Consider the following 25,790-nt stretch of genomic DNA (forward strand, 5'->3'; position numbering starts at 1 on the left):
AACCGATGAACGGATCGACCGTCAAGAGCAGCAAAATGAAACTGGCCCTCATCCTCGTAGTGGGGTCGGTGACGCTCTTCCTTCTTTTCATTCTTTCACTAGTTGTCGGTTCAGTGGACATGAGCTTCACTGACGCATTGGGGGCGCTGTGGGGTTACATCACCAAGTTGGGGGATGTCAGTCGGCTCACTCCTGACGAGAAGATAGTTGGTCTATTGCGCCTTCCGCGAGCGGTGGCCGTGGTGGGAGTGGGCATCGCCCTTTCCGTCGCCGGTGCGGTCATGCAGGCGCTCATACGCAATCCGCTGGTCGACCCGTACATCACCGGCGTCTCCTCAGGAGCGGCGGCGGGGGCGGCCGTGGTCATGCTCATGGGCATAACGGTGACAGGGGTGGGGCTGTTCGCCGTTCCGGTGGCCGCGTTCATCGGAGCGATCGGCGCCTTTTTCTTCACATTGCTGCTGGCCGAAGCCTCTGGAGGTAGAGCGCTAAACTACGTGCTGGCGGGCATCGTCACCGGCACCGCTCTCTCCTCGCTCACCTCGCTCATCATGACCGTCAGCGGCAACCAACTTCACGGTATCGTCTTCTGGATGTTCGGCAGCTTCGCCACCATCACCACGGACAAGGCCCTGCTCATCATCGTGCCCACCATCTTCCTCTGTCTCATCGTGCTGGTCATGGCCCGGGAGCTTAACGTCATCCTGCTAGGGCATGAGCAGGCCTGGCAGCTGGGCGTGGATTCGCGCTCCTTCAAACGCCTCATGATGGTGCTCACCTCCATCCTCACTTCCATCGCGGTGGCGTTCACAGGCATCATCGGCTTCCTCGGACTGATCGTCCCGCACATCGGTCGCATCCTGGTCGGAGGGGACCACCGGCTCCTGCTCCCAGCGAGCATGATATTGGGCGCGAACGTGCTGCTGGTGGCGGACCTCGTCTCTCGCACGGCCATGCAGGGCGAGCTGCCCGTCGGGGCGATCATCTCTCTCATCGGGGCGCCGTTCTTCGGCTACCTGCTGGTCAGGAGGGGGCGGGATTATGCCGGATGATAAGATGGTCATCCGCATCGAGGGATTGGAGTTCCGATACGACGCCTCCAGGACCTTGGATGGCGTGGCGTTCGAATCCAACCGAGGGGAGTTCCTCGGTCTCATTGGACCAAACGGTTCAGGAAAGACCACGCTCTTGCGCTGCATAAACGGCCTGCTCAAAGCGGACGGAGGGGTCGTCTACCTCGAAGGAAGAAAAGTGAGCGAGATGAAGCTGGCGGAGATCGCCAGGGTATGCGCTGGCGTCCCCACCGACATCCCGGAGGATTTCAACATCACCGTCGAGGACTACGTCTATCTGGGGCGCTATCCTCACGTGCAAGGTCTGTGGTGGGAAGCGGAGAAGGACGAAAAGCAGGTGGACGAGGCCATCGCCTCTTTCGAGCTGGGGAAGTTGCGCAAGCGCAAGCTCTTCGAGTTGAGCAGCGGCGAGAAGGAGAGGGTGATGTTGGCCAAGGCCACCGTCCAGGAACCGAAGGTCATGCTGGTGGACGAGCCCTCGGCGCATCTGGACCTCAAGTACAAGCTGGAGGTCATGGAGTTCCTGCACGAGCTCTCTCGGAAAGGCATAACGGTCATCGTGGCCTCTCACGACATCAACCTCCTGGTGCGCTACTGCGACCGGGTGCTCATCATGAAAGAGGGGAAGGTGGTCAAGTGCGGCAAGCCAGTGGACGTCATGACGGAGCAGCTCATCCGCGAAGTCTACGAGGTGGAGGCAGAGGTGCTGCATCATTCTGGCGAAATATTCGCCTTGGCGAAAAGGCCTCTGAGGTGATGGCACGGACCTGACGAAACGCATGCGGCAAGAGGTGGCGAGGATGGAGCGCCCGCAGCACGGCGGTGACGGCTGGCGCTACAGCGGGCTGGAGGACTTCAGTGCCAACCTGAATCCTTTCGGTCCGCCTCCCGGTCTGCAGGAAATGCTGCTTGCGGCGTCCAAGCAGCTCGATCACTATCCCGATGACTCGAGCGACCGCTTCCGCAGGGCGGTGGCCGATCATCATTCGCTCGTCAAAGAGAACGTAGTGCCAGGGGTCGGTTCCTCCGAGATCATCCGCCTCTTTCCCGAGGTCTTTCTGGAGCGGGGGGACAAGGTGCTCATGCCCCGGCCCACCTTCGGCGAGTATGCGTTCGCTTGCAGGTTCATGGGAGCGGAGGTGGTGCCCTTCGCCCTTCCTGAAGAGGATGCTTTCCGAGTGGACGTGGAATCGCTCTTGGGTGAGCTGGACCGCTCTTTCAAGGCGGTCTATCTGTGCAATCCCAACAACCCCACGGGCATGGTCTGCCCGCGTCGCCAGGTGCTCGAGCTCCTGCAGGAATGCGAGCGCCTGAACGTCATCGTTTTCTTGGACGAGACGCTGCTGGAGCTCCTTCCCGACGAGGAACAGATCAGCCTCTCGTCGGAAGTAGAGGCTCACGACAACCTGCTCATCATCCGCTCGCTGACCAAGTCCTTCGCCATTCCCGGGCTGAGGGTAGGATACGGTTTGGCAGGGAAGGGCATGGCCGCCTGCCTGGAGAGGGGAAGGCAGACCTGGAACTTGGGACAGATCGAGCAGGAGGTCTCCGCTTCGCTGATCTCGGACCATTTCCATTACGTACGGAAAGGGGCTCAGGTGCTGGATGACGAGAAGCGGAGGGTGCACCAGGAGCTCGGCCAGTTCCGATCGCTCACGGTCCATATGCCTGACGGCTTCTTCTTTTTCCTCGATCTTCGACCCATCGAGATGACTGGAGCTAGATTCCGGGAGAGGATGATGGAGCAAGGCGTGCTAGTCCGCGATTGCCGCTCCTTCGGTCCACCTTTCGAAAGTTTCGTCCGCTTCTGCGTCAAGACCCCAGAGAAGGACGCGCTCTTGCTCAAGGCGTTCCGTGCGGTCCTGGGCAGGGAGGGCAGGACGTGAACTTCGATCCGATCATCCTCTATGCACTAGCGTTCGCGGTCGCCGCGGTCATCTTGGACCTTCTGCTGGGGGAACCGCCGAACGCCCTCCATCCAGTGGTGTGGATGGGCAAGCTCATCGGTCTCTTGGATGGAAGCATCAAGCGCCATGGTCGGGTGAGGAGGGAACGTGCCATGGGCGTGCTCGTGGCCTTGATCCCCATCCTGGTCTTCGTGCTCGGCCTCACGGTATTGATCGCGGTCCTACACAGCCTCTTCGGGATGCTGGTCTGGGCCATCGTATGCGCATTGCTGTTCAAGACGCTCTTCGCCATGAAGGCCTTGGAGCGTCATGTGTTCCCGGTCATGGAGGCGCTGGAGAAAGGTGATCTGGAAGAAGCTAGGAAGAGGGTCTCTATGGTGGTTAGTCGAGACACTAGCACATTGGACCAGGGGCACGTGGCCTCCTGCGCGGTGGAGACCGTGGCCGAGAACACCATCGACAGTATTTTCTCTCCTTTCCTCTTCTTCGGTCTGGCTGGGGTTCCGGGAGTGGTGTTCTACCGCGTCTCCAACACCCTCGATGCCATGGTCGGCTACTTGAGCGAGAAGCACCGCAACGTCGGCTGGTTCTCCGCCAAGCTGGACGACGCCACCAATTGGATCGGGGCAAGGCTTTCCCTGCCGTTCATACTGCTTGCGCTGAAGATAATGGGCAAGGACTGGAGAAAAGCCTACCGGACGGCGTTGCGGGATCATACCAAGACCGCATCACCGAACAAGGGCTGGCCCATGGCCGCATTCGCCGGAGGCTTGGGGATCCGCATGGAGAAGATCGGCCACTACACCTTTGGCGATGGGCTTCTGCCCGAGGACCCCCGCTACATCCGGGAGACGGTGAAGCTCGCCAAAGGCTCGTCCCTGCTGTTCTTCTTCCTGGTGGCGTTGCCGTTGTTCCTGGTATTGGGGCTGCAGGTCCAGCTTTTATTTGAGCAAGTCATTACGCATCTGTTGTTCGGGTGAGAGAGATGAGAAAGACGTTCAAACCGAAGGTGGAGGTGAAGGCCCTGAACGGGGGGAATGGAGCCATTGTTCACTTCCCAGAGAAGATGAAAGTGCTCGCATCCACCCTGCGCAACGGCGGGTTCGTGGAAGCGGACACGGTGCTCATCATCCAAGTGGAGCGCGGCTACGACGGTCAGGACCCAGACGAGGACATGCGCAAGACCTGCCATGGGCTGGGGTTGAAGGAGGACACGGTATGCTTCATGACCGCGGCGGACGTGAAGAAGGTCATCTCCACCACCGAGGAGGAGTACCATGGAGTCAAAGCGTCGGTCGTAGCCACCGCCGGCGTCGTCAACGCAGTCATGGCCGGGGAACTGGTGCCGGATGCGATCCTGGCCACCCTGACCAAGCCGGGCACCATCAACATCGTGGCCGCGGTCAACGTCCCTCTTGAGCCGGCCGGTCTGGCGAACGCCATCATCACCATCACCGAAGCAAAGACCGCCGCCATGATCGATTGCGGCGTGAAGGGTACGGGGACCACGAGCGACGCCGTCGCCGTGGCATGCCCGAAAGGCAACGGAAGCCACTACGCCGGCACGGCCACCGACGTCGGCATCGCCCTGTCCAGGGCGGTGCGCAAGGCGGTGGGGCAGAGCATCCGCAAGTGGTACAACGGGACGGCTCCGCTGGACATGCTCTCCCGCCTGCAAGAGAAAGGAATCAGTCTCGATGATCTCTGGAACGCGGCCAAGGAACTCTACTATTCCAACCCTCAGTGGGAGACCGAGATGATCCACCAGCGTTTCATGGCGCACATCAAGCTTCTGAACGACGACGTCAACGTGAACGCCATGGTGCAGGCGGCGCTGCTGATGGAGGAGCAAGGGGGTCGGGACAACATCCACGGCCTGGGGAAGGGCGAGTTCGCAAAGGACCCGGTGCACCTGCTGGCGGACGAGCTCATGGGCATCGCCTTGGCGGAGTACATCTCGGGTACTAGGGGGCTCTTCGAGTACACCCGCTACGATCGCAAGAAGCCGGGCATCATCGGCGAGCTCGGTCCCTTCATGGACGATATCGTGGGCGCGTTGGTCGGAGGAACGATGTCCAAGGTCTACACCGACCTTCTGGGGGCGGGAAGATAGGGGTGCTCTCCATCCTCAAGGCGCAGTTCTCCCTCTTCACCATCATTCCAGCCGATGCCAGCGGTCAAGAGGTCGATGCTTTGGCGCATCGCTTCTGGTCGGTGCCTATCGTCGGATTGTTCTTCGGTTGCGTTGCTGGCTTGGTATTCCTCTTGGCCGATCAGGTGTTCTCTTCGCTTGTCGCCGCCCTTCTGGCACTGTTGTTCGTGCACGGCCTCAACCGCTTCCTGCACATCGACGGCCTGAGCGATCTAGGCGATGGCCTGCTGGCCGGCGGAAGAAAGGAGAAGAAGCTGGCGGCCATGAAAGACAGCCGATCCGGCGCTGGTGGAATTGCCTACCTCTTCTTCTTCGAATCGCTCTCCGTGCTCGCCCTAGCCATGTTCGCCAACCAGCCCCTGGCCTTGCTGTTCCTCATCCCCCTGATGGCGGAGGTGCTGGCGAAGAACGCTCTGGTGGCATGCGCCTCCGTCGGGAAGCCATCGGAAGGCATGGGGGGCATCTTCGTTCGCAACGCCAAGGGTGGCACGGCCCTCGCCTCTGCCGTCCTGTCGTTCTTCATCATTTTCGTCCTCGGCTATTTCCTCAAGCCCTACTCCGGATGGAGCGACATCTGGGTAGTGGTCATCGGCCTTTCCTTGGTGCTCGTCAGCTCCCTGGTCGGAGCGGTGCTGGCGAAGCTTGCCATGCGCTCCTTCGGCATCGTGAACGGAGACGTGCTGGGAGCGACGAACGAGATCGCTCGACCGATAGTGCTGATGACGCTGGTATTGGTGATCAGATGCCTCGAGTCAGTGCGGTGGTGACCGCTGGCGGCAGGGGAACGAGGATAGGCGAGCTGAAGCAAGAGAAACCGCTGATCGAGATCCTTGACAAGCCGATGGTCGATCATGTGCTGGAGGCGCTCAAAGGCTCGAAGGAGATCTCGGAGATCGTGGTCTCGGTGAGCCAGAACACGCCCCGCACGGAGAAGCACGTCCAATCCCAGGGATACAGGTTCGTGCGCACCCCCGGCGAAGGCTATGTCCAGGACCTTCGCTATGCCATGTATTTGCTCTCCACTCCCTACATACTGGTGGTGCCAGCGGACATGCCTCTCCTGCGGACATCCTCCATCGACGCCGTGGTCACGGCCTTCTATCGGTCCAAGAAATCATCCATTGTGGTCGGGGTGCCGGTGGAGGTGTTTCAGAACATGAACGCGGAGCCGACCTTCACCATGGAGATGAACGGCCAGATGGCCGTTCCCTGTGGCATCAGCATCGTGGACCGGGACATGATGCTCCGCAACGAGTACCTTGATGAGGCATACATGCTCACGGAGCTGGAGGATTTCGCCGTGAACATCAACACCGTCGCCAATCTGAGGTTCGCGGAGAAGGTCCTGAAGAAAAGGAAGAAAGTCTAAGCCTTCCTGGCCATCAACCTCTCGTAGTTCTCCTCGATCTCCTGCAGCAGGGCGGCCGCGTCCACTCGTCCTCTGGTAGTAAGCATGGCAGCGATGGACGAGCCACCGGCCCCCACGCCCTCCTTGACCAGGCCGGTCTCGTAGATGCGCAGCCCTTCATGTTTCGAATGGCCGAAATCCAGATCGGCCGCGATCACGGGCACCGGTGCGATCTGCTGCACCAGGCTAACGATGCTCGAGCCCTTGTCCTGCACGATCCATCTGGTGGTGCCGATGGCCACGTTACCGAGAACGCCCTTATCCATGCCTTTGACCACCGCCAGAACGGCGGCCATCTGGGTGCCGCCGGCCATGATGACGGGAACGGAGCGTGCCGCTCCTACGACCACACCTGCCGCAGCAGGGATCATCGGATCGCCCATGGCCGCCAGGGCAGCCATCGGGTCCTTCCGCATCTGCTCCATGGTCAAGGGCGCGTTCTTCAATCCTTCGCGCACGACCTGCGCTTTGAGAGAATGGGGGTTCTCCAGAAGGCTGCTGGACACTTTGCCTTCCGCATCATAGCCCATGGCCGCCAATACGCCTAACGCCGTGGTGGTTCCCCCGGCGATGGATTCCCCCACGACCAAGTAATCGGAGATCCTGGCCAGGGCCTTGCCCACTTCCACAGCGTGGTCGAAGACCTTGCGTGGATCGTCCAATGCCTTTCCCGTGCGAATGTCCTTGCCCGGAGTTCCGCCAAGCTCGAAGTAGGGGGAGTTCGGTCTGACATTCACACCTCCGTTCACTGCGAACACTGGCATGGAGGTCAGCTTGATGGCGGACATGGTGATGAGACCAGGTGTAGGGATGCCGTTGGGCGTCACTGGCACTCCATTGATGCACTTGCACCAGCCGAAATAGAGCAGTTCGATGTCTGCGGCGGGGGTGTAGTCAGTGATCTGGGGGTTCGCTCCCGCTGCAGAGATGCCAGGGATCTTGCCTGTCTCTGTGTTGCCGATGATGCAGACGTAGGTGGGCGCCTTGCCCAGCAGCTTGCGCACGAACTTCTTCCCCTTCATCTCCTCGTGGCTGAAGATGATGTCCTTGGGAATCGTTGTCGCCATAACTCTCCCTCTTCGTCAGTTGGATTATTCATCCAATTGAAGGATTGGCGGCTATATAATGATTGAGCTGAAGTGATGCATCTGGCTTGAGAAATGTGGCAACATCGGAATCGCACCGTCACCGTAATGTCGAATCCTCCGCCCTACTGAAGGATGGCGTCGAGCAGTCCGGGCAGCGGAACGAAATCCTCCTCGATCTCGCAGAACCTCTTCCCTGCCCTTCCTTTGGTGATGGCCGGACCGACCGCGAACGGCACCTTCATGATCAAATGCTCGCCGCTCAGTGAAGAGGTGCCATGATCGATGACGAAAGCCACTTTGTGCCCCTGCAGCTTCTTCTTGTTCGAGCTGAGCAACCGATCCACGTCCAACAGCATCTCCACTTTCTTCGACGGCATCCGTTTGTGGCTGATGTCGTCCGTCTCTTCGATGTGCCAGAGCACATTGCCCTCCGCCAGACGAGGCAGCGATCGCTTCAGCCCCTCGGCATAATTGCTCACTTCGTGATTCTCTAGGCCGAAATAAGAGGCCACGCCGAGCACGGACGGGCTCTTGGAGAAGAACACCATCCCTTTGCTGGATGGCAGTGGACCTCGATCCCCTTTCTTGATGAGCTTCCCTCCTCCCCAAGGCATGACCACCAATCCGCCGTTGTAAGAGCCCATTTCCTGGATGAATGGCGTTAGCTCCCCGAACTCCCTTCCTTTGATGCTGACCGGCGTGGGCGGGGCGGGGAGCTCCTCCACTCTATCGGAGCGGACCTTGAGGATGCCCTTGCCTTGGCAATAGAAGAAGAGCTGCGGATGAAGGGAGGAAATGGACTTGGAATGCTTCTTGGCCAGGAGACGCAGCTTCGCCTCGTCCTCGCACATCATCTGGTATTCCCAAGCCACTTTTCCGTCATGCAGCTTGGCCGGGCTGAGGCGATAGGCGACCTCTCCTTCCTCCAGCGGGACGCCATAGCCCATGGCCTCGATGACCCCTCTCGGCACGTTCAGAGGGCGTCCCCCGATGAACTCCAGCATGAAGAGGTGGGTGTAGCCCCGAGCGTCGGTGCATCCGAATCTGCCGCTGGATGCGACGGAATCGATGAAGCGCTTGTCCGTCGCCTCCAGTGGCGTGCGGCTCCCTAGCTCCTCGATGCGGTCGTCCGCGGCGCCATCGAGAAGAACGATCAGCGTGCTCATTGGATGACTCGTCCAACCGGCGAATCCATCTATGCGTATTGAATGATTTCGCTGCGAGAAGAGCGAGCTGGGACGGAAGCCAGAAAGGGCTATTATCCCCCAGTTTACTGAGGGTGCTTCATGAAGGGAAGGCAGAAGCGGGAAAAGACCGCCAAGGATGATACCGCGCAGGTACGGGATGTCCTGCGGACCTTGCAGGGTGCTTACGCCAAGAAGAGCGAGAAGGAGTTCGACCAGGTCATTCGCTCCCTCCTTCCCTCGGATGGAAGGGTATGCGTCATCAGCACCAGCGGGATCATGGCCGGGGACGAACGCTGGGCTCGGGAGGTGGAGGCGGCCAGAAAGCTCATCGAATCCGACTGGAGGAGCTGGGGCGACGTCTACTGGCACGTGGACCGGGCGGCGATACAGGTCGAGGGCGAAATCGCTTGGCTGGATTGCAATGCCTTCGTGGAGAAGTTGCTTCCCAAGGAAGAGGCGATCAGCAACCACCTACGATATATCAAGAAGCTCGTGGACGGCCCGATGAGCGATGAGGAGAAAGTGGCCGAGGTGGCGAGAGGGGCGTCCAACGTGCTGACCGAGTTCATGCGCGGGGAGAGGTTCGTCTGGCCCATGCGCTTCACCGCTGTGTTGCAGAGGCTCGAAGGAAAATGGCTGTTCCGCCAGATGCATTTCTCATTTCCCACGACACGCTTCCCGGATGAGCGGCTCACCGATCTGGATGTAGCGGGTGAATCACGCAAGCTGAAGGAATGAACGCTAGCTCCGACACATGACCTGCTTTACCTTCTTAGCCGTTGCCTTCGTTGCATGAGCACCGCTAGAAATGCCGCTCCTAGAACGATGGCACCCACAACGACCGCCCATAGGTAGTCCGGCACTCGTGAGATCGTCACCGTGCCCAGATCGAGAGTCTGACCTTGTGCGAGAGTGACAGGTCGTTGGTACATCTGGTAACCCGTCTTATTCACGGTCAGGTTGTAGCTGCCCGCTGTTAACGTGAACGAGAATGCCCCGTCGGATGAGGTAATCATGGCAGCCGACGTCATCGTTCCGTTCATCAGTCTTACATCGGCTTGGTCCATGATTCTTCCGTCAGCGTCCTTGATCACGCCCTTGACCGTCCCGTCGGCATACGTAGCGAGCCCGAATCGCGTTGTTGATGTACTGCTATCTGGTGAAATGGATGCCTGTCCCGCTGCTATCGCTACCAACGTCGTGCCTAGGATAATGAGCAGGACAGCAGCCACGGTCCAGAACTTGTGCATCCTATCTTCTCCGGAAATAGGCATGGTCGAGCCAATATCAATCATTTGCGCCACGGGAGCTCACCTTCGATTCCGCCGCAACTCATTTGTCGGTGCTCTTCCTCAGGGCGATGGCGCATTGACCAGTGGATATGCACCCATCCCCATTAGGCAATAGATCCGGGCAAAGAAGCTCCAGTCCCCTTTCCTTTGCCAACCGTTGAGCCATTGCGGTGATGGTGTGGTTGTAAGATACCCCGCCCGTGATGCCTATCTCCTTGAGGTTCGCGCTCTGCGCTCTGTCGGCGGCGATGTCAACCAACCCTTCGAGCATTGCCAGGACCATGGAACGAGCTTTTTCGTCCGTCGTCCCGCTAGATTCGAGCATCTGCCCGTACATGGGGACGGTCATCACCGTGCCTCCCTTGTGCACGACGTCGATCTCGAGCGATTCTCTCCCCTGCTCCAGATGCTGTTCCAGTTTCATCGCTGGCTCTCCATCGTAGGAACGGTAGTGGCAGATCCCCAGCTCATCCGCTAGGGCATCCAGCACCCTGCCGAAGCTGGTCGTTCGGGGCGCCTTCGATATCATCTTCCGTAGTATCTCCGCCTCGTGATCGGGAATGGAACTGGACCCTAGGCCGAGGGCTTCCCGGAAGGCGAAGCTCAGCCTGCGGACGTCGTAGACCGCCTTCTCTCCCCCCAGCAAAGGGATTTCTTGCAGATGTCCGATGCGCTCGTAGGAGTCGTAGGTAGCATGGAGGACTTCCCCTCCCCAAGCAACTCCATCGTCGCCGTAGCCAGTCCCATCGAGGGTGAGGACGACCATCTCATCTCGACCGCTCTCGGCCATGAGCGCGGCGGCATGCGCCCAGTGGTGCTGCACTTCCACGCCCTCCGCTCCGTACTTCTCGGTCAGTCGCTTGGCTAGCCTGCGGGTCGTGTATCCGGGATGCATGTCCAAGCCAACAACATCGACCCGGTCCACGCCAAGCAGGCGCATCTGATAGTCCAGCGCGCTCTCTAGGAACTCGATCACGCCGTAGGAAGAGCCGTCGCCGATGTACTGCGTCTGATGAATGCGACCGTGGAAGGCGAGCGCACCGACGATGTTCTCCTGCGCTCCCACGCCGATGGCGCTGCCCTTGGCATCGAAAGGTAGACTGGTAGGCACGTGTCCCCGGGACTTGCGGATGAAGAAGGTGTTCCTGCCGAACGCTCGAACCACGGAATCATCGCAGCGGTTGATGATCTGGCGGTCATGCAGCAGGTAATACTCAGCTCCGAGATCGAGAGCGTCCTCATCCCGCAGCACCATCGGCTCGCCGGGGACGTTGGCGGAGGTCATCACCAGTGCATCCAATTTCAGATAGTGGAAGAGCAGCTGCTGCATCTCCGTGTAGGGAAGGAAGAGGCCGATGTTGCCTAGGCCAGGCGAGATGAGCTCCGTGACCTCGCTTTCCTTCTTCCTGATGAGCACGATAGGGCGATGGGTAGAGGTGAGCAGCTCCTCTTCGAACGGCTCTGGATCTCCGTACCGATGCACCGCGTCCAGGTCTCGTACCATGATCGCGAACGGCTTCTCCTTCCGCCGGTACCATTCGCGCATTTTGGGGAGGGTTGGCAACGTGCAGCACAGGTGCATCCCGCCCCAGCTCTTTGCCACGCCGACAGCGCCTTGCTCCAGCAATGAGGCGAAGGTGCGGGCGGCGTCTCCTTCGACCCTCTTCCCCTCTTTGTCGAGGAGATAGAAAGAAGGTCCGCACTTTGAACAGGAGATGGTCTGGTGATGGAACCTTCGGTCCGCAGGATCCTCGTACTCCCGGCGACACTCCTCGCACATGGGGAAATCTCGCATGGAGGTCTTCTCTCGATCGTATGGCAGGTCCTCTATGACCGTGAAGCGGGCGCCGCAGTCCGTGCAGTTGGTGAACGGAAACAAATGTCTCCTGTTCCTGGGATCGAACATCTCTCGATGGCAGGTCGGGCAGATGGCCACGTCGTTGGGTATGGCCACTCCTCTTGCGCCTGGCTGGCTATGGACGATCCTGAATCCCGTGTCCAGTTCTGCTGCCTCGAGTCCCACCTCCATTTCGATGGAATCGATGCGCGCCAAAGCCGGAAGGTTTGATTTCAATCGTCGGACGAACTCCTCTCCGTCCCGGTCGACCTCGATGACCACGTTGGAGCCGTTGTTCTGGACGTATCCATTCAGTCCCATGGAGGTGGCGATCCGATGCACCGTCGGTCGAAAGCCGACCCCCTGCACCACGCCGTGGACCACGATCTTCATTTGAACGGGGGAATCGAAGCGGTCGAGCGTATAAATCGTTTTTCAGAGAAGCAACCGGACGATTGCCTCGGTCTCAGGAGAAGGAGATGACTGATGCAACGGAATCCGCACAAATCATATATCCGGCAACTGGATACCGAGCCGGGGACTGCGATGAGTCTGGTTCCAGATGGATTGCGCTACACCAAAGAGCACGAATGGCTCAAGGTCGAGGGAGATGTGAGCACTATGGGCATCACCGACCATGCCCAAGAGGAGCTCACGGACATCGTCTACGTGGAACTGCCCAAGATCGGCGCAAAGGTGAAGAAGGGCGACAGGCTGGGCGCGGTGGAGAGCGTGAAGACCGTTTCCGACATCTACAGTCCCGTGGCGGGAGAGGTGGTGGAAGCGAACGAAGCGCTCAACGATGCGCCTGGGATCTTGAACCACAGCCCGTATGAGAAAGGCTGGTTCGCCAAGGTGCGCATGAGCGATCCCACCGAGGCAAGGCAGCTCCTGGACGCCGCCGCCTACAAGAAACTGCTGAACGAGTGATTCGGCCAGGGCCTCAGGCCTTGGCGAACTCCTCCTTGATCCTTCTTACCAGGGCATCCTCATCCTCGGCCATGAGCCGCTTCACCTCCTTCCAGGCGGCTGGACAGCTTTTGTAGTGGACACCGGCGATCTTGTGAATGACCTCATCGATCTTCTTGCGGTTCTCCGTGGTCACCTCGATATTCGCTTCCTTCAGGACCTCGTCCAAGTGTCTAAGGTGGCAGCTCATGTCCTTCCTCGATAGAACAAGTGTATCAACACCAAGTTCAGCTTTTCGGCTTCCTAGGACAGAATTAATGATGAACCGGCTCTCATCCCATCTACTCGGTGATGGAAATGTCAGAGATGCTGAGCGTTGGAGATAAGGCACCTGTGTTCAGGCTTCCTGACTAGGACGGGCACATTGTGGATCTGGCCGAACTGATCGGCAAGAAGGTGATCGTCCTCTACTTCTATCCAAAGGACTTCACCTCGGGATGTACCATGGAGGCGCACGAGTTCCGAGATATGCACGAGCAGTTCCAGGGAGGCGGGGCGGTCGTCCTAGGAGTGAGCGCGGATGATGTGGCGACGCACAAGCAGTTCGCCGTCGAGCACGAACTGCCTTTCAGATTGCTCAGTGACGTGGACGACAAGGTGCGCGACATTTATGGCGCGCGGGGACTGGCTCACACCCCGGGAAGGGTGACATTTCTCATCGACAAGAATGGCACGATTCGAATGGTCTTCTCGTCCCAGTTGCAGCCGAAGAAACACATCGAGGAAGGGTTGAGGGTCTTAGCTGAGATTAACGTCAAAAGCTGAGGCCAGGCAATCGCCGAGAGATGAGCGTTTCTGGAAGGAGATATCCAGAATCGAACAATTCCCGCTGGATCGAAACTGGCATTAACTTCCGAGGGTCGAGTACCTTCCTAGGCTAGGGATATGGCAAGATGCATGTGGGCCCCATCTAGGCGCATCTCAAGGGAGTCAATTAGGAGGAATGTATTAATACCACCAATCAAAGTGATATTATGGATATCGAGTCATGCCATCGAAGACTGATCCAGTCGACATCCTGCGAGGAGATGTATGGGCTTGCCTTGGGACGCCTCTCAGAAAGCCTACGGTCTATACCTGGCCATAGCCGCTTCGATAGTAGCAGTCCTGTTTCTGGATGTCTACACAAAAGTGGGAATGGCAGTCGGGATGCTATATGTCATCCCGGTCACGCTCACCCTTTGGACTAAGAACTGGCGCTTCCCTATTTATCTGGCCCTGCTCTTGACCCCGCTCATGGTGTTCGGGTTCTTCCTGAAGTCGCCTGGGGCTCTAAACATCGCCGCCGTGAACCGGCCGATCATCATCGCCAGTGTCTATTTCGTATCGCTCTTGTGCGCTCTTCAGTTGCTGGTCGTCGCGGAGAGTAAGAAGGCTGAGGAGGATGCAAGGAGCAGCGAAGAGAGATACAGAACCATTTTAGAAACCCTGGGCGTGGGATAATGGTCTCGGATACCGAAGGCAATATCACGCTCGCCAATCGGGCGGAGCAAGCGCTGCGCGAGACCGAGGCCCGGTTCGACCAGTTGGCCGAGCAGAGCAACACCGTCACTTGGGAAGCCGACGCGGACGGCCTCTTCATCTATGTCAGTAGTGTGTCCGAGGTCGTTTGGGGATACCGCCCGGACGAGCTGGTGGGCAAGAAGCACTTCTTCGACCTGGTCGTGGAAGCTGAACGCGAGACGATCAAGTCAAAGGCCTTCGAGGTGCTCAAGCACAAGGAGCGTTTCGTCGGCCTGGAGCATGCCGTGCTGGTCAAGGACGGCCGCACCCTGTGGAACTCCACCAGCGGCATCCCCCTGCTGAACGCTGCTGGAACCCTGCGAGGCTACCAAGGCCGTGACACCGACATCATCGAACGAAAGAAAGTCGAAAAGTTGAGAAAAACGAAGGAAGAAGACAACCCGAACGACATTGATTTGACTATCCGGGCACGCAAGAAGAATAAAATATCGAAGGAGGTAAGAATACGGAAATGAGAAAAGCCAATTCTGATGATAACCCTGGCCATAATACGATAGACGTCCATCGTGCAAACCACGATCAAATCGTCACGTTTTCTCTCGATGAGCCGCGTTACGCCCTTCATCTCCAAGTCGTACAGCGTATCGTTCGGGCAGTCGAGATATTGCCTCTGCCGAAAGCACCGGATATTGTTTCGGGTGTAATCGATGTACAAGGGCAGGTCATCCCGGTGATCGACGTCCGCAAGCGCTTCCGCCTGCCACCTCGCGAGATGGACCTAGACGACCGTTTCATCATCGCGCTCACATCTACGCGAACCGTGGCGCTTGTGGTCGATTCTGTTGTCGGTGTGCGTGCACTTGCCGAAGGGGAGAGCGTGGATGCCGACCAGATCATACCTTCTTTGGAATACATTCGGGGAGTTGCACAGCTGGATGGTGGTCTTGTTCTGATATTTGACCTCGACCGGTTCCTATCAATCGATGAGGAGCGAGCGTTGGATGTTGCACTGACAGGAGGTACGAATTGAAGAATAGCATCCCGGAGAGCCTACTTTCCCAATTGAGCGAATTCATCGCTACAAGGATGGGGTTGCATTTTCCCAGGGAGCAGTGGGATGGCCTCGAACGAAAAGTAGGTCCGCTAGCCAAAGAATTCGGTTTTAACGATGGAACAGCCTTCGTTCAGTGGCTGGTATCGTCGCCCCTAACCAGGGAGCAGATGGATATCTTAGCGAGTCATCTTACGATTGCAGAGACATATTTCTGGCGCGAACCAAGAATCTTTGAAGCGTTCGAAGAACATATCCTGCCGGAACTGGTCCGGGGGCGGGAAAAGGGAGAGAAACGGTTGAGAATATGGAGCGCTGGCTGCGCCACCGGCGAGGAGCCTTATTCCATCGCCATTGCGCTGCGCAGGGCGATCCCTGATCTTGATGATTGGCATATTACCATCCTGGCGAACGATATCAATACCCGCAATTTGCGAAAAGCGATAGCCGGTAAATACACTGATTGGTCTTTCCGTAACGTTCCGTCGTGGTTCAAAGAAGATTATTTCCTGGACAAGAAGAACGGGATGTTCGAGATACTGCCAGATATTCGGAAGATGATAACATTCGCCTACCTGAACCTGGCTGAGGATGAATATCCATCGCCCGTGAACAACACCAACGCCATGGACATCATATTCTGTCGGAACGTGCTCATGTATTTTACGCAGGAGCGAGCCGAACAGATCGCGCAATGTCTCGGGCGGTCTCTTCTGGACGGGGGATGGTTGGCAGTCAGCTCTACGGAGCTTTCCCAGCATCTCTTTTCACAATTTTCATCGGTTGAATTCCCTGGGGCGATTATCTATAGGAAGGGTGCATTGGAATCCGGGTCGTCAGATGATTCATTCTCAAAGTGGCTCCCACTCCAGAACGTCCCGGTTCTAACATCCTTGGACTCCATGACCATGGTCGGAGCCGAACTCGACGAACCCGGGCTCCTGTCATTCAAACCAGAAATTGTAGTGTCTGTCGAAAGCCCCTTGTCGCAAAAGATCGAATCCGTAGGGGCTTCAAATATCAATTTGGGAAGCTTTGATGCAGAAATGGTGGAAAAGCCTAGTGAAAGCACGCCGCAGACGATAGCGCATATGGTACGGGAACTAGCCAACCAAGGCAGGCTTGCCGATGCACAGGCCTTATGCGAAAAAGCCATAGCCATCAACAAGCTCGATCCCGGATTGCATTACCTTAGCGCGACCATTCTTCAGGAACAGAACAGGGAGGGCGATGCCATCGCCTCGCTCAGGCGGGCGCTCTATATCGATCCTGATTTCGTGCTGGCGCATTTTGCCATGGGCACCCTGGTGATGCACCGAGGAGACAAACGGGCGGCAAAGAAATGTTTTGATAACGCTCTTGCGATACTCAGTTCTTACCAACAGGATGACTTACTGATTGATTGTGAAGGAATCACGGCGGGCAGGTTCAGGGAGATTGTTATCGCCACTATTCAGGTAGGTGCATTGACTTGAAAAATGACAACACCCCCTCCCTTGAGGAGCAAGAAGCGCCCATGGATAGGAGCGAATCTAGCCGCCGCGAGGAAACGAAGAAAGATATGCTCGATCAAAAAGTTGCGCCGTCTCAAACAGAAAAACACAGCATTCTACGGGCGCGCGCCCGCATCCTAGCTCGGAAACCGGCTCAGGAAGTGACAGCGAATGATCTAATCGTTGTCATCGAGTTCCGTCTTGGATCCGAAACATATGCCATCGAGTCCGCATTCGTCAGGAAAGTATATCAATTGAAAGATTACACCCCGCTACCGGGGACTCCAAACTTCGTGCTGGGTATCATCAATGTGCGGGGACAGATTTTCTCTGTCGTGGATCTCTCGAGATTTTTCAACATCCCTAGGAGGGGCCTAGGCGAGCTGAACAAAGTCATCATCATCCGCAACGAAGAGATGGAGTTCGGAATATTGGCAGATACCGTACTTGGGACGCGACAGATTTCGCTCAAAGCCATCCAGGCATTGCCACCTACCGTTACCGGCATCGGCGCTGAGTATCTGAAGGGGGTCACGGCGGAACGGGTCATCGTCATAGACGCAAAAAAGATACTAGGCGACGAGAAGGTCATGGTGGATGAAGAGTCAGAAAAACCGTGAGGCAGTTGATGTCGTTCAAGATAGCGACCCATGAGTTCAGGTTTGCAAAAAGGAGGAAGAGAAAATGCCAGAAAAAATGAAAAAAAACACCGACAGTAAAATGAAGGATGACGAATTACGCGCCGCGTCGCTCTATGCCCGCAGCCTGATCGAAGCAAGCCTCGATCCATTTGTCACTATCAGTCCCGGTGGCAAGATCACCGATGTGAACAATGCCACAGAGCAGATGACGGGCCTAACCCGCGAACGTCTGATAGGCAGTGATTTCTCTAACTACTTTACGGAGCCCAAAAAGGCAAGGGCTGGTTACAAGCAAGTGCTCTCGCAGGGCATGGTCAAGGATTACCCGCTCGCCATCCGTCACTCTTCGGGTCGTATCGTTGACGTGCTCTACAACGCCAGCGTGTACAAAAACGAGGCCGGAGAGGTGCAGGGCGTATTTGCTGCAGCCCGGGACATCACCGAGCGCAAGCGGACCGAGGCGGATTTGGCATCTGCTTATGACCTGATCAAAGACTCACTTCGTCTGGCACACATCGGGACCTGGGACTGGCTTATTGAAAGCGATAAGGTGACCTGGTCAGAGGAACTTTACGATATTGCTGGAAGGGACCACTCATTGCCGGCGCCTACCTATGCAGAGCTTCCGCGTCACTATACACCCACCAGCTGGGAAAGTCTGAGTCGTGCTGTCAAGAAAGCACTCACTACTGGTGAACCGTACAACCTCGAGCTAGAACTCATCCGTCCGGATGGCAGCACACGATGGACAAATGCAATCGGTAGTGTGAGACTTGACGGGAAAGGAAAGGTCATCGGGCTTCATGACATGGTGCAGGACATCACCGAGCGCAAAAGGATGGAACATGATGTCAGGGTACGCATGAAAGAGCTGCAGGCATTCTACAGTTTGGCAGAGATAACCGAAAGGGAAGGACTCACCCTGGACGGACTGTATCAGGAACTCACGAACATCCTTCCGAACAGCTGGCAATACCCGGAGATCGCTTGGGCTAGGATAGTGATCGGCGAGAGCGAGTTCCGCACGGGGAACTTCAGGGAGTCCGCATGGAAGCAGTCCGCGCCGGTCAAGGTGCATGAATCGGTGGTGGGGAGGATCGAAGTCGGTTACCTCGAAGAGAGACCGGAGCTCGATGAGGGACCGTTCCAAAAGGAAGAGAGGCAGCTTATAGATGCCATCGCCGAGCGGATAGGACGAATCATCGAGCGCAAGCGACTAGAGGAGCGACTAGAGGAAATGGTGAATCAGCGGACGCTCGAGCTCACGAATGTCTTGAAGGAGGTGAAAGGGACCGTGAATGTACTGACCACCGCTGCCAGCGAGATACTGGCCGCAACCACCCAAGTCGCTACCAGCACCGCAGAGAATGCTGTCGCCATCAGCGAGACCACCACCACGGTGGAAGAGGTCCGGCAGGCCGCACAGCTCTCAACCCAGAAGGCGCAGAGCGTCTCCGACAGCGCTCAGCGGGTCGCCCAGGTGGGACAAACCGGTCAGAAGGCCGCGGATGATACGGTCGCTGTGATGCGTCAGATTCGAGACCGGATGGAAGCCATCGCGCGAACCATCGTCGGCCTGAGCGAACAAAGCCAGTCCATCGGTGGTATCATCGCCTCCGTCACGGACATCGCCGATCAATCAAACCTCCTGGCGGTGAACGCCGCCATCGAGGCCGCTAGAGCCGGCGAGCATGGCAAGGGCTTTGCCGTTGTGGCGCAGGAGATAAAGAGCCTGGCCGAGCAGTCAAAGCAGGCCACCGCACAGGTCCGTAACATTCTGGGCGATATCCAGAAGGCCACAAATGCAGCGGTGATGGCCACGGAACAGGGGAGCAAGGCGGCTGACGCGGGCGTGAAGCAGTCGGCACAGGCAGGGGAGGCGATACGGGTGCTGGGGGAGAGCAGCGGGGCGGCAGTGCAGGCTGCAATACAAATAACGGCATCGAGCCAGCAACAGGTTGTGGGAATGAACCAGATAGCAGCAGCCATGACGAACATCAATCAGGCGGGACAGGAGACTGCCGCTAGCATGAAGCAGGCGGAAATTGCCGCGAAGAACCTACATAATCTGGGTGAGAACCTGAAAGACCTTGTCAATCGGTCCAAGTTAGTGGGGCAAAAGAGCGATGACTGAGAAAAATGACGATTTCCTCAAACGGCTCCGGGAGACCTTTCGCGTTGAGGCGAACGAGCATATGAGCGCTATCAGCTCAGGGCTTTTCGAACTGGAGAAAATTCCTGATGAGGGTAGGCGCACGGAGGTCATAGAGACCATCTTTCGCGAGGTGCACAGTCTCAAGGGTGCGGCCCGTTCCGTGAACCTCAGGGACATCGAGGTCATCTGCCAGCCCATGGAGGGAGCATTCGCCGCGCTGAAACGAGGGGAGTTATCCCTAGTGCCGGCGCATTTGGACCTTTTCCATAAGGTCGTGGATTACCTGGCGCAGCTTGTCACCTCCATGGATACGGGATCGACCCCGCAGGACCGATTGAGCGACAAGGATCTGGTCAGGCAACTTGTTGACATATCAAAAGAGAGCGGATTAGGTAGCGGACCGGAAACGTCCGGAGCCACTGCAAAAGTGCCGCCCGTGGAGGTTTTACCCAAAACTCCGCAAGAGGCAACGACCTCATCCCGACTGTTAGAGGCGAAGCCAAGCACTGCGGACACCGTGAGGATACCCATTTCCGGGCTGAACCCCCTCCTGCTCCAGGCCGAGGAGATGATTCTGGTCAAGATGACTCTAGACCAGCGGACCGTGGAATTGAGGGATATCAACCAAACAATGGCCAAATGGAAGGTAGAATCGGCGAAATGGAAGAACACACAGTCCGAACCAGAAATGCAAGAGAGGGGCGGCTTGCATGAGTGGAACGGGGAATACCTGAGTCTGCTCCTGGACCGGATATCCGCTTTGACTAAGGCTTTTGAACAGGATCAGCGAGTTCTAGGCCAGATGGTCGACGATCATTTGGAAGCGACGAAGAAGGTCCTAATGCTCCCGGTCATGTCCATGATGGAATTGTTTCCTAGGCTAGTCCGCGATTTGTCGCGCGACCAGGGCAAGGAGACAGAATTGGTAATTCGCGGTGCAGAGATTGCGATTGATAAACGGATACTAGACGAGCTTAAAGATCCGCTCGTCCATCTCGTGCGCAACTGTATCGACCACGGTATAAAAAATCCAAATGAACGATCGCGCCTGAATAAACCGCCCCGTGGAACGATCACAATAAGTTTCAGTGTGAAGGACAGCCACCAGATCGAGATGCTAGTATCCGATGATGGCGAAGGCATCGATGTTGAACAGGTGCGGGCGGCGGCGATCAGGTCTGGAATGATTTCGAAAGAGGCTGCCGGCAAACTCAGTTTTAGGGAGACCATCGAGCTCGTATTTCAATCGGGAATCACCACTAGTTCCATTATTACGGACCTTTCAGGGCGCGGCTTAGGGTTGGCTATCGTGCGCGAGAAAGTAGAAAAGCTCGGAGGAACCGTATCTATGGACACTGAAAGTGGCACTGGTACGACATTCCACCTTCTTCTGCCGCTTTCCCTCACGACGTTCAGAGGCGTCCTTGTGCGTGTGAATGAAGATTTATTAGTGTTGCCCACCATGAATATTGAACGCGTCCTCCGGGTAAACAAGGAGGAGATCGGGACGGTGGAAAACCGGGAGACGGTCCGGCTGAATGAGACGGTACTCTCGGTTGTGAAGCTGGTCGACGTGCTGCAATTGCCTATCCACAAGGACAATCATGAAGCTTCCGGCAACGCAAGCCCGACCGTTTTGAAGGTCACACTGATCATCCTCTTGTACGGCGGAAAGCGCATCGCCTTCCAGGTAGATGAGGTACTGGGCGAACACCAAATCCTCGTGAAGAGTTTGGGAAGACAACTCAGCCGCGTGCGCAACATAACCGGCGCTACTGTCCTAGGCAATGGCAAGGTTATCCCCGTGCTCAATGTTCCCGACCTGATGAGAGCGGCAGTGCTCCCGGCCACGATGACCAGGATAGAGGCTGCGGTGGAAAAGGAACCAGTACGAAAAAGAAGAATCCTTGTTGTGGAAGATTCGATCACGACGCGCATGCTTATCAAAAACATCCTAGAAATGGCTGGTTATAGCGTAATGACAGCCGTGGATGGCGTGGACGGCTTCACCCAAGCTCGCAGCGGAGAATTCGATATGATAGTATCTGATATAGACATGCCCCGGATGAACGGCTTCGAGCTTACCCACAAGATTCGGGACGATAAGAAAATGGGTGAGTTGCCGGTGGTGCTGGTGACAGCTCTCGAATCTCGCGAGGACCGCGAGCGTGGTATCGAGGTCGGTGCCTCCGCATACATCGTCAAGAGCAACTTCGACCAGAGCAATTTGCTGGAAGTGGTACGCAAACTTATTTGAGGATCGTCAAAAAGGAGAAAGAAGATGATTAAAGTGGTCATAGTTGAAGACTCACCAGTGGCACAGGAGTACTTGATATACCTGTTCACATCCGATCCATCCGTCAAGGTTGTCGGCGTCGCCAGGAACGGTTTGGAAGCCATCGAAGTAGTCAGGCGGGAGCGTCCGGATGTCATCACAATGGATATCCACATGCCCATCATGGATGGTTTCGAGGCGACTCGCCGGATCATGGAGACCGTGCCAACGCCTATTGTCATAGTGAGTGCGAGCTCCGGAACCAAGGAGGTTGGCGCGACATTCAAGGCTATCGAAGCGGGGGCTCTAGCATTTGTCCGTCGTCCGCCGGGCAGCGATCACCAGGAGTTCGATGCAGCCGCTAAGGAATTAGTGCAGACCGTTAAACTGATGTCCGAGGTCAAGGTGGTAAAACGTCTTCCCCGCAGGATAACCGCGGAAAAATCGCCCCCAGTACCGTTGGCGCCTTTATCACGGGATCTGCCAGAGATCGAATTGATCGCTATCGGCGCATCTACTGGTGGTCCTCTTGCATTACAAGAGATTCTATCGATTCTGCCGCAGGATCTGCCTGTCCCAGTCCTCATCGTCCAGCACATCGCGTCAGGGTTCAAGGAGGGTCTCGTAAGTTGGCTCACAGAGACGTCCCATTTTCCGTTGAGCATTGCGTCTCATGGCGAGTATCTGATACCAGGTCACGGTTACATCGCACCTGACAACCATCATATGGGGGTGGGTGATGGTATGAGAATCGTCCTGAGCAATCATGCGCCAGAGAATGGTATGAGGCCGGCGGTCGCCTATCTCTTTCGCACGGTGGCGGAGGTCATGGATTCGCACGCCGCGGGCGTACTGCTGACGGGAATGGGGAAAGATGGAGCGGAGGAATTGAAAACAATGAAGGACAGAGGTTCTGTCACCATCGCTCAGGATGAGGCAAGCTCCGTCGTGTTCGGTATGCCCGGCGAGGCAATCAGGCTCGATGCGGCAGTCTATATTCTTCCGCCTGAAGGCATTGGGAAAATCCTCGCCACTCTGGTGAAAGGATCAAAGGGCGTGCCTCCATGAATGTAGATGTGAACGCCGGGCAGGACAGAATTGACATTTTAATTGTCGAGGACAGTCCCACGCAGGCTGAACAACTGAAATACGTCCTTGAACAGCGACATTACAGGGTCACGGTGGCATGCGACGGCAAGCAGGCCCTCGCCATCTTGGACGACCTTATGCCGACACTGGTCATCAGCGACATCCTGATGCCAGGGATGGACGGTTATGAATTATGCAGAATGATCAAATCGGACGTGAAGACCAGAAGTATCCCGGTAATACTCCTCACAGTCCTATGCCATGCAAAGGACGTCCTCGAAGGACTTGACTGTGGGGCGGACGGTTTCATAACCAAACCTTACAGTGAAGAATATGTCATTAGGAATGTCGAACAGGCCATTGCCAACAGGATGCTGGGTTGGGAAGATCGCACCCAAGCCAGCTTGGAGATTTCGTGGGATGGGGCGAATCGATCCATAAACGCAGACCCGCAGCGAATGCTAACCATGCTCATCTCCACCTACGAGGCGGCGATCCAGCGGAACACCGAACTGGTCCAGACACAGAAACAGTTGAGTCTGATGAATGACCAACTTGAGGATGAAGTGGGGAAAAGGACGGTGGATCTTCTTAAGGAGATCGCCGAACACAAGAATGCTGAAGTTGCACTGCGCGATAGCGAGAAGAGGTATCGCCTGCTGGTGGATAGTGCCACCGAAGCCATCCTGGTGGCGCAGGATGGGATGCTGCGGCTGGTCAATCCCATGGCCGTCGCAATGACCGGCTTCTCGGAGCAAGAACTCATGTCGAAGCCTTTTCCTTCGTTCATCCATCCAGACGACCGCGCCATGGTGGTGGAGCGCCACCAGAAGCGGTTGAGGGGAGAAGCCGTCCCGGCCCGCTACGCCTTTCGGCTGCTAGCCAAGGATGGAAGCATCAAATGGGTGGAGATCGGCGCGGTCACGATCGAATGGGAAGGGCGCCCCGCTACCCTGAACTTCCTGATGGACGTCACCGAGCGCAAGCGGGCCGAGGAAGCGCTGAGCCAAGCCAAGGATGTACTGGAAGTCAGGGTCATAGAGAGGACCAGGGAGCTGAGAGAAACGAACAGCCAGCTCCAGGAAGAGAAGGAAAAGTTGGCGGTCATGCTTCGCAGCATCGGGGATGGGGTTATCGCCACCGATGAGCATGGGACCGTGGTCCTCCTCAATCGGGTGGCGGAAGAGCTGACGGGATGGAGGAACGATGACGCTCTCGGACTCTCGCTCCCCAAGGTGTTCCACATCATCAATGAATCGACCAAGGAGGAATGCCCGGATGTTGTGGAGAGGGTGGTCTCGGCCGGTGGTATCATAGGGCTTGACAATCACACCTCGCTCATCGCCAAGGATGGTCAGGTTAGGAACATCGCCGACAGTGGCGCTCCCATATGGGACATAGGCGGCCGGATCGTCGGCGTGATAATCGTATTCAGGGACGTGACAGCGCAGCGCATCTTGGAGGAAGAAGCGGAGAAGAGCCTTCGGTTGGAATCGATCGGGCTGCTGGCAGGGGGAATAGCGCATGATTTCAACAATATCCTGACGGGCGTCCTGGGGGACATCTCCCTCGCCAAGATGTATGTGAATCCCGGTGACAAGGTCCACGAGAGGCTCTCTGATGCAGAAATGACCTTAAGCCATGCGAAAGGGCTGGCGCAGCAGCTGCTCACCTTCTCCCGGGGAGGGGCACCGATCAAACGCGGGACCTCGGTCAGGTCACTGCTGAGCGATTCCGTGAACTTCGCCCTCAGCGGCTCCAACGTGCGACATGTGATCGAAATAGACCCAGATATTTGGTCCGTGAACGTGGATCACATCCAGATGGTACAAGTGTTCAACAACATCCTGATCAACGCCAGGGAGGCCATGCCCGAGGGAGGGATCATCCGTCTCCGGGGGAAGAACGTTACGGCTGGTCGAAGAGGAGCTCATGCGGCGCTCCCCAGCGACAAGGATTTCGTGATGATCTCCTTCATCGATAACGGAAAGGGCATACCGAAGGCGAATTTGAGCAAGGTCTTCGACCCGTATTTCAGCACCAAGCCAGAAGGCGGCGGTCTGGGGCTCTCCATCGTCTACTCCATCGTCAAGCGCCACGATGGCTTCATTTCAGTGGAATCCGAAGAAGGGAAGGGGGCGAAGTTCACCATCTTCCTCCCGGTCCATGAAGAGCCACTGGGGAAGGAGCTGCCCCTTCAAGTGGAGCTGCCCCCCGGTCACGGAAAGGTCCTCCTGATGGACGATCAGGAGTTCATCCTGGAGATCACGGGCGAGATTCTCACCGCCCTTGGATATCAGGTCGAGACAGCGGAGGACGGGCAGAAGGCGATCGAACTATACAAGCGCGCCAAGAAGCGCGGGGAGCCGTTCGATGTCATCATCATGGACCTGACCATCCCCGGGGGCATGGGGGGCCAGGAGGCGATGCAAAAGATCAGAGCTCTCGATCCGAAGGTGAAGTCCATCGTCTCCAGCGGCTACTGCAACGATCCGATCATGTCCAAGCCAGAGGATTTCGGGTTCATGGGCGTGGTGAGCAAGCCCTACACCGTTCGCGAGCTGCAGGCCGAGGTCCATAGGGTGCTTCATACGGACGCATCCTGATCGAGAAGGGGTGGAGCCCTCGGCGTCCCGGTTCTCCGTCCAGGGCCAGCTCAGCACGTTATGGATACTCAAGGATAGAGATCGAGTCCTAGAGTCATTCGCG

At 57.0% G+C, this 25,790-nt stretch carries 24 protein-coding genes; 19 read left to right on the plus strand and 5 right to left on the minus strand.

The window, feature by feature from the left end; genetic code table 11:
• Positions 1–5: 5 nt before the first annotated feature.
• From NT137_02680 to NT137_02710, 7 genes are read left to right on the plus strand one after another with little or no spacing between them, the layout of a single operon-like run.
• A complete protein-coding gene (locus NT137_02680) occupies positions 6–1,052 on the plus strand; it encodes an iron ABC transporter permease (GenBank protein MCX6652242.1) in 1,047 nt (348 codons plus the stop codon).
• On the plus strand, positions 1,042–1,830 hold the full coding sequence (locus NT137_02685; GenBank protein MCX6652243.1) for an ABC transporter ATP-binding protein: 789 nt from the start codon (positions 1,042–1,044) through the stop codon (positions 1,828–1,830). The genes NT137_02680 and NT137_02685 overlap by 11 nt, the downstream gene beginning before the upstream one ends.
• Positions 1,831–1,873: 43 nt before the next feature.
• Positions 1,874–2,959 (plus strand): histidinol-phosphate transaminase, encoded by a 1,086-nt coding sequence (locus tag NT137_02690; protein MCX6652244.1) that lies wholly within the window; start codon positions 1,874–1,876, stop codon positions 2,957–2,959.
• Positions 2,956–3,960: a cobalamin biosynthesis protein gene (locus NT137_02695; GenBank protein ID MCX6652245.1), complete on the plus strand. Its 1,005-nt coding sequence runs from the start codon at positions 2,956–2,958 to the stop codon at positions 3,958–3,960. The genes NT137_02690 and NT137_02695 overlap by 4 nt, the downstream gene beginning before the upstream one ends.
• Positions 3,961–3,965: 5 nt before the next feature.
• The gene (cbiS, locus tag NT137_02700; GenBank protein MCX6652246.1) at positions 3,966–5,093 is read left to right on the plus strand and encodes a bifunctional adenosylcobinamide hydrolase/alpha-ribazole phosphatase CbiS; all 1,128 of its coding nucleotides are present in this window, start codon (positions 3,966–3,968) and stop codon (positions 5,091–5,093) included.
• A 2-nt stretch (positions 5,094–5,095) separates the two neighbouring features.
• Positions 5,096–5,899 carry an adenosylcobinamide-GDP ribazoletransferase gene (cobS, locus tag NT137_02705; GenBank protein MCX6652247.1) on the plus strand — a complete coding sequence of 268 codons (804 nt, stop codon included), beginning with the start codon at positions 5,096–5,098 and terminating at the stop codon, positions 5,897–5,899.
• Positions 5,875–6,501: an NTP transferase domain-containing protein gene (locus tag NT137_02710; protein ID MCX6652248.1), complete on the plus strand. Its 627-nt coding sequence runs from the start codon at positions 5,875–5,877 to the stop codon at positions 6,499–6,501. The genes cobS and NT137_02710 overlap by 25 nt, the downstream gene beginning before the upstream one ends.
• Here NT137_02710 and NT137_02715 read toward each other — a convergent pair.
• Positions 6,498–7,607, minus strand: coding sequence for a TIGR00303 family protein (locus NT137_02715; protein ID MCX6652249.1), 1,110 nt, complete (start codon positions 7,605–7,607; stop codon positions 6,498–6,500). The two genes, NT137_02710 and NT137_02715, sit on opposite strands and share 4 nt — an antisense overlap.
• Positions 7,608–7,750: 143 nt before the next feature.
• A complete protein-coding gene (locus NT137_02720) occupies positions 7,751–8,794 on the minus strand; it encodes a hypothetical protein (protein MCX6652250.1) in 1,044 nt (347 codons plus the stop codon).
• 120 nt (positions 8,795–8,914) lie between these two features.
• On the opposite strand from NT137_02720, the gene NT137_02725 reads away from it, so the two are divergent.
• Positions 8,915–9,553 (plus strand): hypothetical protein, encoded by a 639-nt coding sequence (locus tag NT137_02725; protein ID MCX6652251.1) that lies wholly within the window; start codon positions 8,915–8,917, stop codon positions 9,551–9,553.
• A gap of 26 nt (positions 9,554–9,579) precedes the next feature.
• Here NT137_02725 and NT137_02730 read toward each other — a convergent pair whose 3' ends face one another.
• Positions 9,580–10,065, minus strand: a complete 486-nt coding sequence (locus NT137_02730; protein ID MCX6652252.1) for a carboxypeptidase-like regulatory domain-containing protein — start codon at positions 10,063–10,065, stop codon at positions 9,580–9,582.
• 82 nt (positions 10,066–10,147) lie between these two features.
• Complete coding sequence (gene hypF / locus NT137_02735) at positions 10,148–12,337, minus strand: carbamoyltransferase HypF (protein MCX6652253.1); 2,190 nt, start codon at positions 12,335–12,337, stop codon at positions 10,148–10,150.
• Between the two features lie 153 nt (positions 12,338–12,490).
• On the opposite strand from hypF, the gene gcvH reads away from it, so the two are divergent.
• On the plus strand, positions 12,491–12,874 hold the full coding sequence (gcvH, locus tag NT137_02740) for a glycine cleavage system protein GcvH (GenBank protein MCX6652254.1): 384 nt from the start codon (positions 12,491–12,493) through the stop codon (positions 12,872–12,874).
• Between the two features lie 13 nt (positions 12,875–12,887).
• On the opposite strand, the gene NT137_02745 is transcribed toward gcvH, so the two are convergent.
• Entirely contained in the window at positions 12,888–13,082 is a 195-nt protein-coding gene (locus NT137_02745; GenBank protein MCX6652255.1) for a hypothetical protein, read from the minus strand.
• Between the two features lie 197 nt (positions 13,083–13,279).
• Between NT137_02745 and NT137_02750 the strand changes: the two genes are divergently transcribed.
• The 10 genes from NT137_02750 to NT137_02795 all read left to right on the plus strand — a co-directional run bounded on the left by NT137_02750 (position 13,280) and on the right by NT137_02795 (position 25,687).
• A complete protein-coding gene (locus NT137_02750; GenBank protein ID MCX6652256.1) occupies positions 13,280–13,678 on the plus strand; it encodes a peroxiredoxin in 399 nt (132 codons plus the stop codon).
• A gap of 273 nt (positions 13,679–13,951) precedes the next feature.
• On the plus strand, positions 13,952–14,356 hold the full coding sequence (locus tag NT137_02755) for a hypothetical protein (protein MCX6652257.1): 405 nt from the start codon (positions 13,952–13,954) through the stop codon (positions 14,354–14,356).
• Complete coding sequence (locus NT137_02760; GenBank protein ID MCX6652258.1) at positions 14,356–14,892, plus strand: PAS domain S-box protein; 537 nt, start codon at positions 14,356–14,358, stop codon at positions 14,890–14,892. Before NT137_02755 ends, NT137_02760 begins: the two co-directional genes overlap by 1 nt.
• Positions 14,889–15,407: a chemotaxis protein CheW gene (locus NT137_02765; GenBank protein ID MCX6652259.1), complete on the plus strand. Its 519-nt coding sequence runs from the start codon at positions 14,889–14,891 to the stop codon at positions 15,405–15,407. Before NT137_02760 ends, NT137_02765 begins: the two co-directional genes overlap by 4 nt.
• Positions 15,404–16,903, plus strand: coding sequence for a hypothetical protein (locus tag NT137_02770; protein ID MCX6652260.1), 1,500 nt, complete (start codon positions 15,404–15,406; stop codon positions 16,901–16,903). The genes NT137_02765 and NT137_02770 overlap by 4 nt, the downstream gene beginning before the upstream one ends.
• Positions 16,900–17,541, plus strand: coding sequence for a chemotaxis protein CheW (locus tag NT137_02775; protein ID MCX6652261.1), 642 nt, complete (start codon positions 16,900–16,902; stop codon positions 17,539–17,541). Before NT137_02770 ends, NT137_02775 begins: the two co-directional genes overlap by 4 nt.
• Before the next feature lie 64 nt (positions 17,542–17,605).
• Positions 17,606–19,696, plus strand: coding sequence for a methyl-accepting chemotaxis protein (locus NT137_02780; GenBank protein MCX6652262.1), 2,091 nt, complete (start codon positions 17,606–17,608; stop codon positions 19,694–19,696).
• Positions 19,689–21,974 (plus strand): response regulator, encoded by a 2,286-nt coding sequence (locus NT137_02785; protein ID MCX6652263.1) that lies wholly within the window; start codon positions 19,689–19,691, stop codon positions 21,972–21,974. Before NT137_02780 ends, NT137_02785 begins: the two co-directional genes overlap by 8 nt.
• 24 nt (positions 21,975–21,998) lie before the next feature.
• Complete coding sequence (cheB, locus tag NT137_02790) at positions 21,999–23,060, plus strand: chemotaxis-specific protein-glutamate methyltransferase CheB (protein ID MCX6652264.1); 1,062 nt, start codon at positions 21,999–22,001, stop codon at positions 23,058–23,060.
• Positions 23,061–23,539: 479 nt separating this feature from the next.
• Complete coding sequence (locus tag NT137_02795; protein ID MCX6652265.1) at positions 23,540–25,687, plus strand: PAS domain S-box protein; 2,148 nt, start codon at positions 23,540–23,542, stop codon at positions 25,685–25,687.
• Positions 25,688–25,790 lie beyond the last annotated feature (103 nt).

The sequence above is a fragment of the Methanomassiliicoccales archaeon genome, assembly GCA_026394375.1.
Lineage (GTDB): Archaea > Thermoplasmatota > Thermoplasmata > Methanomassiliicoccales > UBA472 > JAJRAL01.

What these genes read in the sequence shown, in the direction of transcription:
- NT137_02780 (MCX6652262.1), top strand. Translation starts at nt 17,606, where the DNA reads ATGCCAGAAAAAATGAAAAAAAACACCGACAGTAAAATGAAGGATGAC.
- NT137_02720 (MCX6652250.1), bottom strand. Translation starts at nt 8,794, where the DNA reads ATGAGCACGCTGATCGTTCTTCTCGATGGCGCCGCGGACGACCGCATC.
- NT137_02785 (MCX6652263.1), top strand. Translation starts at nt 19,689, where the DNA reads ATGACTGAGAAAAATGACGATTTCCTCAAACGGCTCCGGGAGACCTTT.
- cbiS (MCX6652246.1), top strand. Translation starts at nt 3,966, where the DNA reads ATGAGAAAGACGTTCAAACCGAAGGTGGAGGTGAAGGCCCTGAACGGG.
- NT137_02715 (MCX6652249.1), bottom strand. Translation starts at nt 7,607, where the DNA reads ATGGCGACAACGATTCCCAAGGACATCATCTTCAGCCACGAGGAGATG.
- gcvH (MCX6652254.1), top strand. Translation starts at nt 12,491, where the DNA reads ATGAGTCTGGTTCCAGATGGATTGCGCTACACCAAAGAGCACGAATGG.
- cheB (MCX6652264.1), top strand. Translation starts at nt 21,999, where the DNA reads ATGATTAAAGTGGTCATAGTTGAAGACTCACCAGTGGCACAGGAGTAC.
- NT137_02765 (MCX6652259.1), top strand. Translation starts at nt 14,889, where the DNA reads ATGAGAAAAGCCAATTCTGATGATAACCCTGGCCATAATACGATAGAC.
- NT137_02725 (MCX6652251.1), top strand. Translation starts at nt 8,915, where the DNA reads ATGAAGGGAAGGCAGAAGCGGGAAAAGACCGCCAAGGATGATACCGCG.
- NT137_02710 (MCX6652248.1), top strand. Translation starts at nt 5,875, where the DNA reads ATGCCTCGAGTCAGTGCGGTGGTGACCGCTGGCGGCAGGGGAACGAGG.
- NT137_02685 (MCX6652243.1), top strand. Translation starts at nt 1,042, where the DNA reads ATGCCGGATGATAAGATGGTCATCCGCATCGAGGGATTGGAGTTCCGA.
- NT137_02680 (MCX6652242.1), top strand. Translation starts at nt 6, where the DNA reads ATGAACGGATCGACCGTCAAGAGCAGCAAAATGAAACTGGCCCTCATC.
- hypF (MCX6652253.1), bottom strand. Translation starts at nt 12,337, where the DNA reads ATGAAGATCGTGGTCCACGGCGTGGTGCAGGGGGTCGGCTTTCGACCG.
- NT137_02795 (MCX6652265.1), top strand. Translation starts at nt 23,540, where the DNA reads ATGCTAACCATGCTCATCTCCACCTACGAGGCGGCGATCCAGCGGAAC.
- NT137_02730 (MCX6652252.1), bottom strand. Translation starts at nt 10,065, where the DNA reads ATGCACAAGTTCTGGACCGTGGCTGCTGTCCTGCTCATTATCCTAGGC.
- NT137_02690 (MCX6652244.1), top strand. Translation starts at nt 1,874, where the DNA reads ATGGAGCGCCCGCAGCACGGCGGTGACGGCTGGCGCTACAGCGGGCTG.
- NT137_02760 (MCX6652258.1), top strand. Translation starts at nt 14,356, where the DNA reads ATGGTCTCGGATACCGAAGGCAATATCACGCTCGCCAATCGGGCGGAG.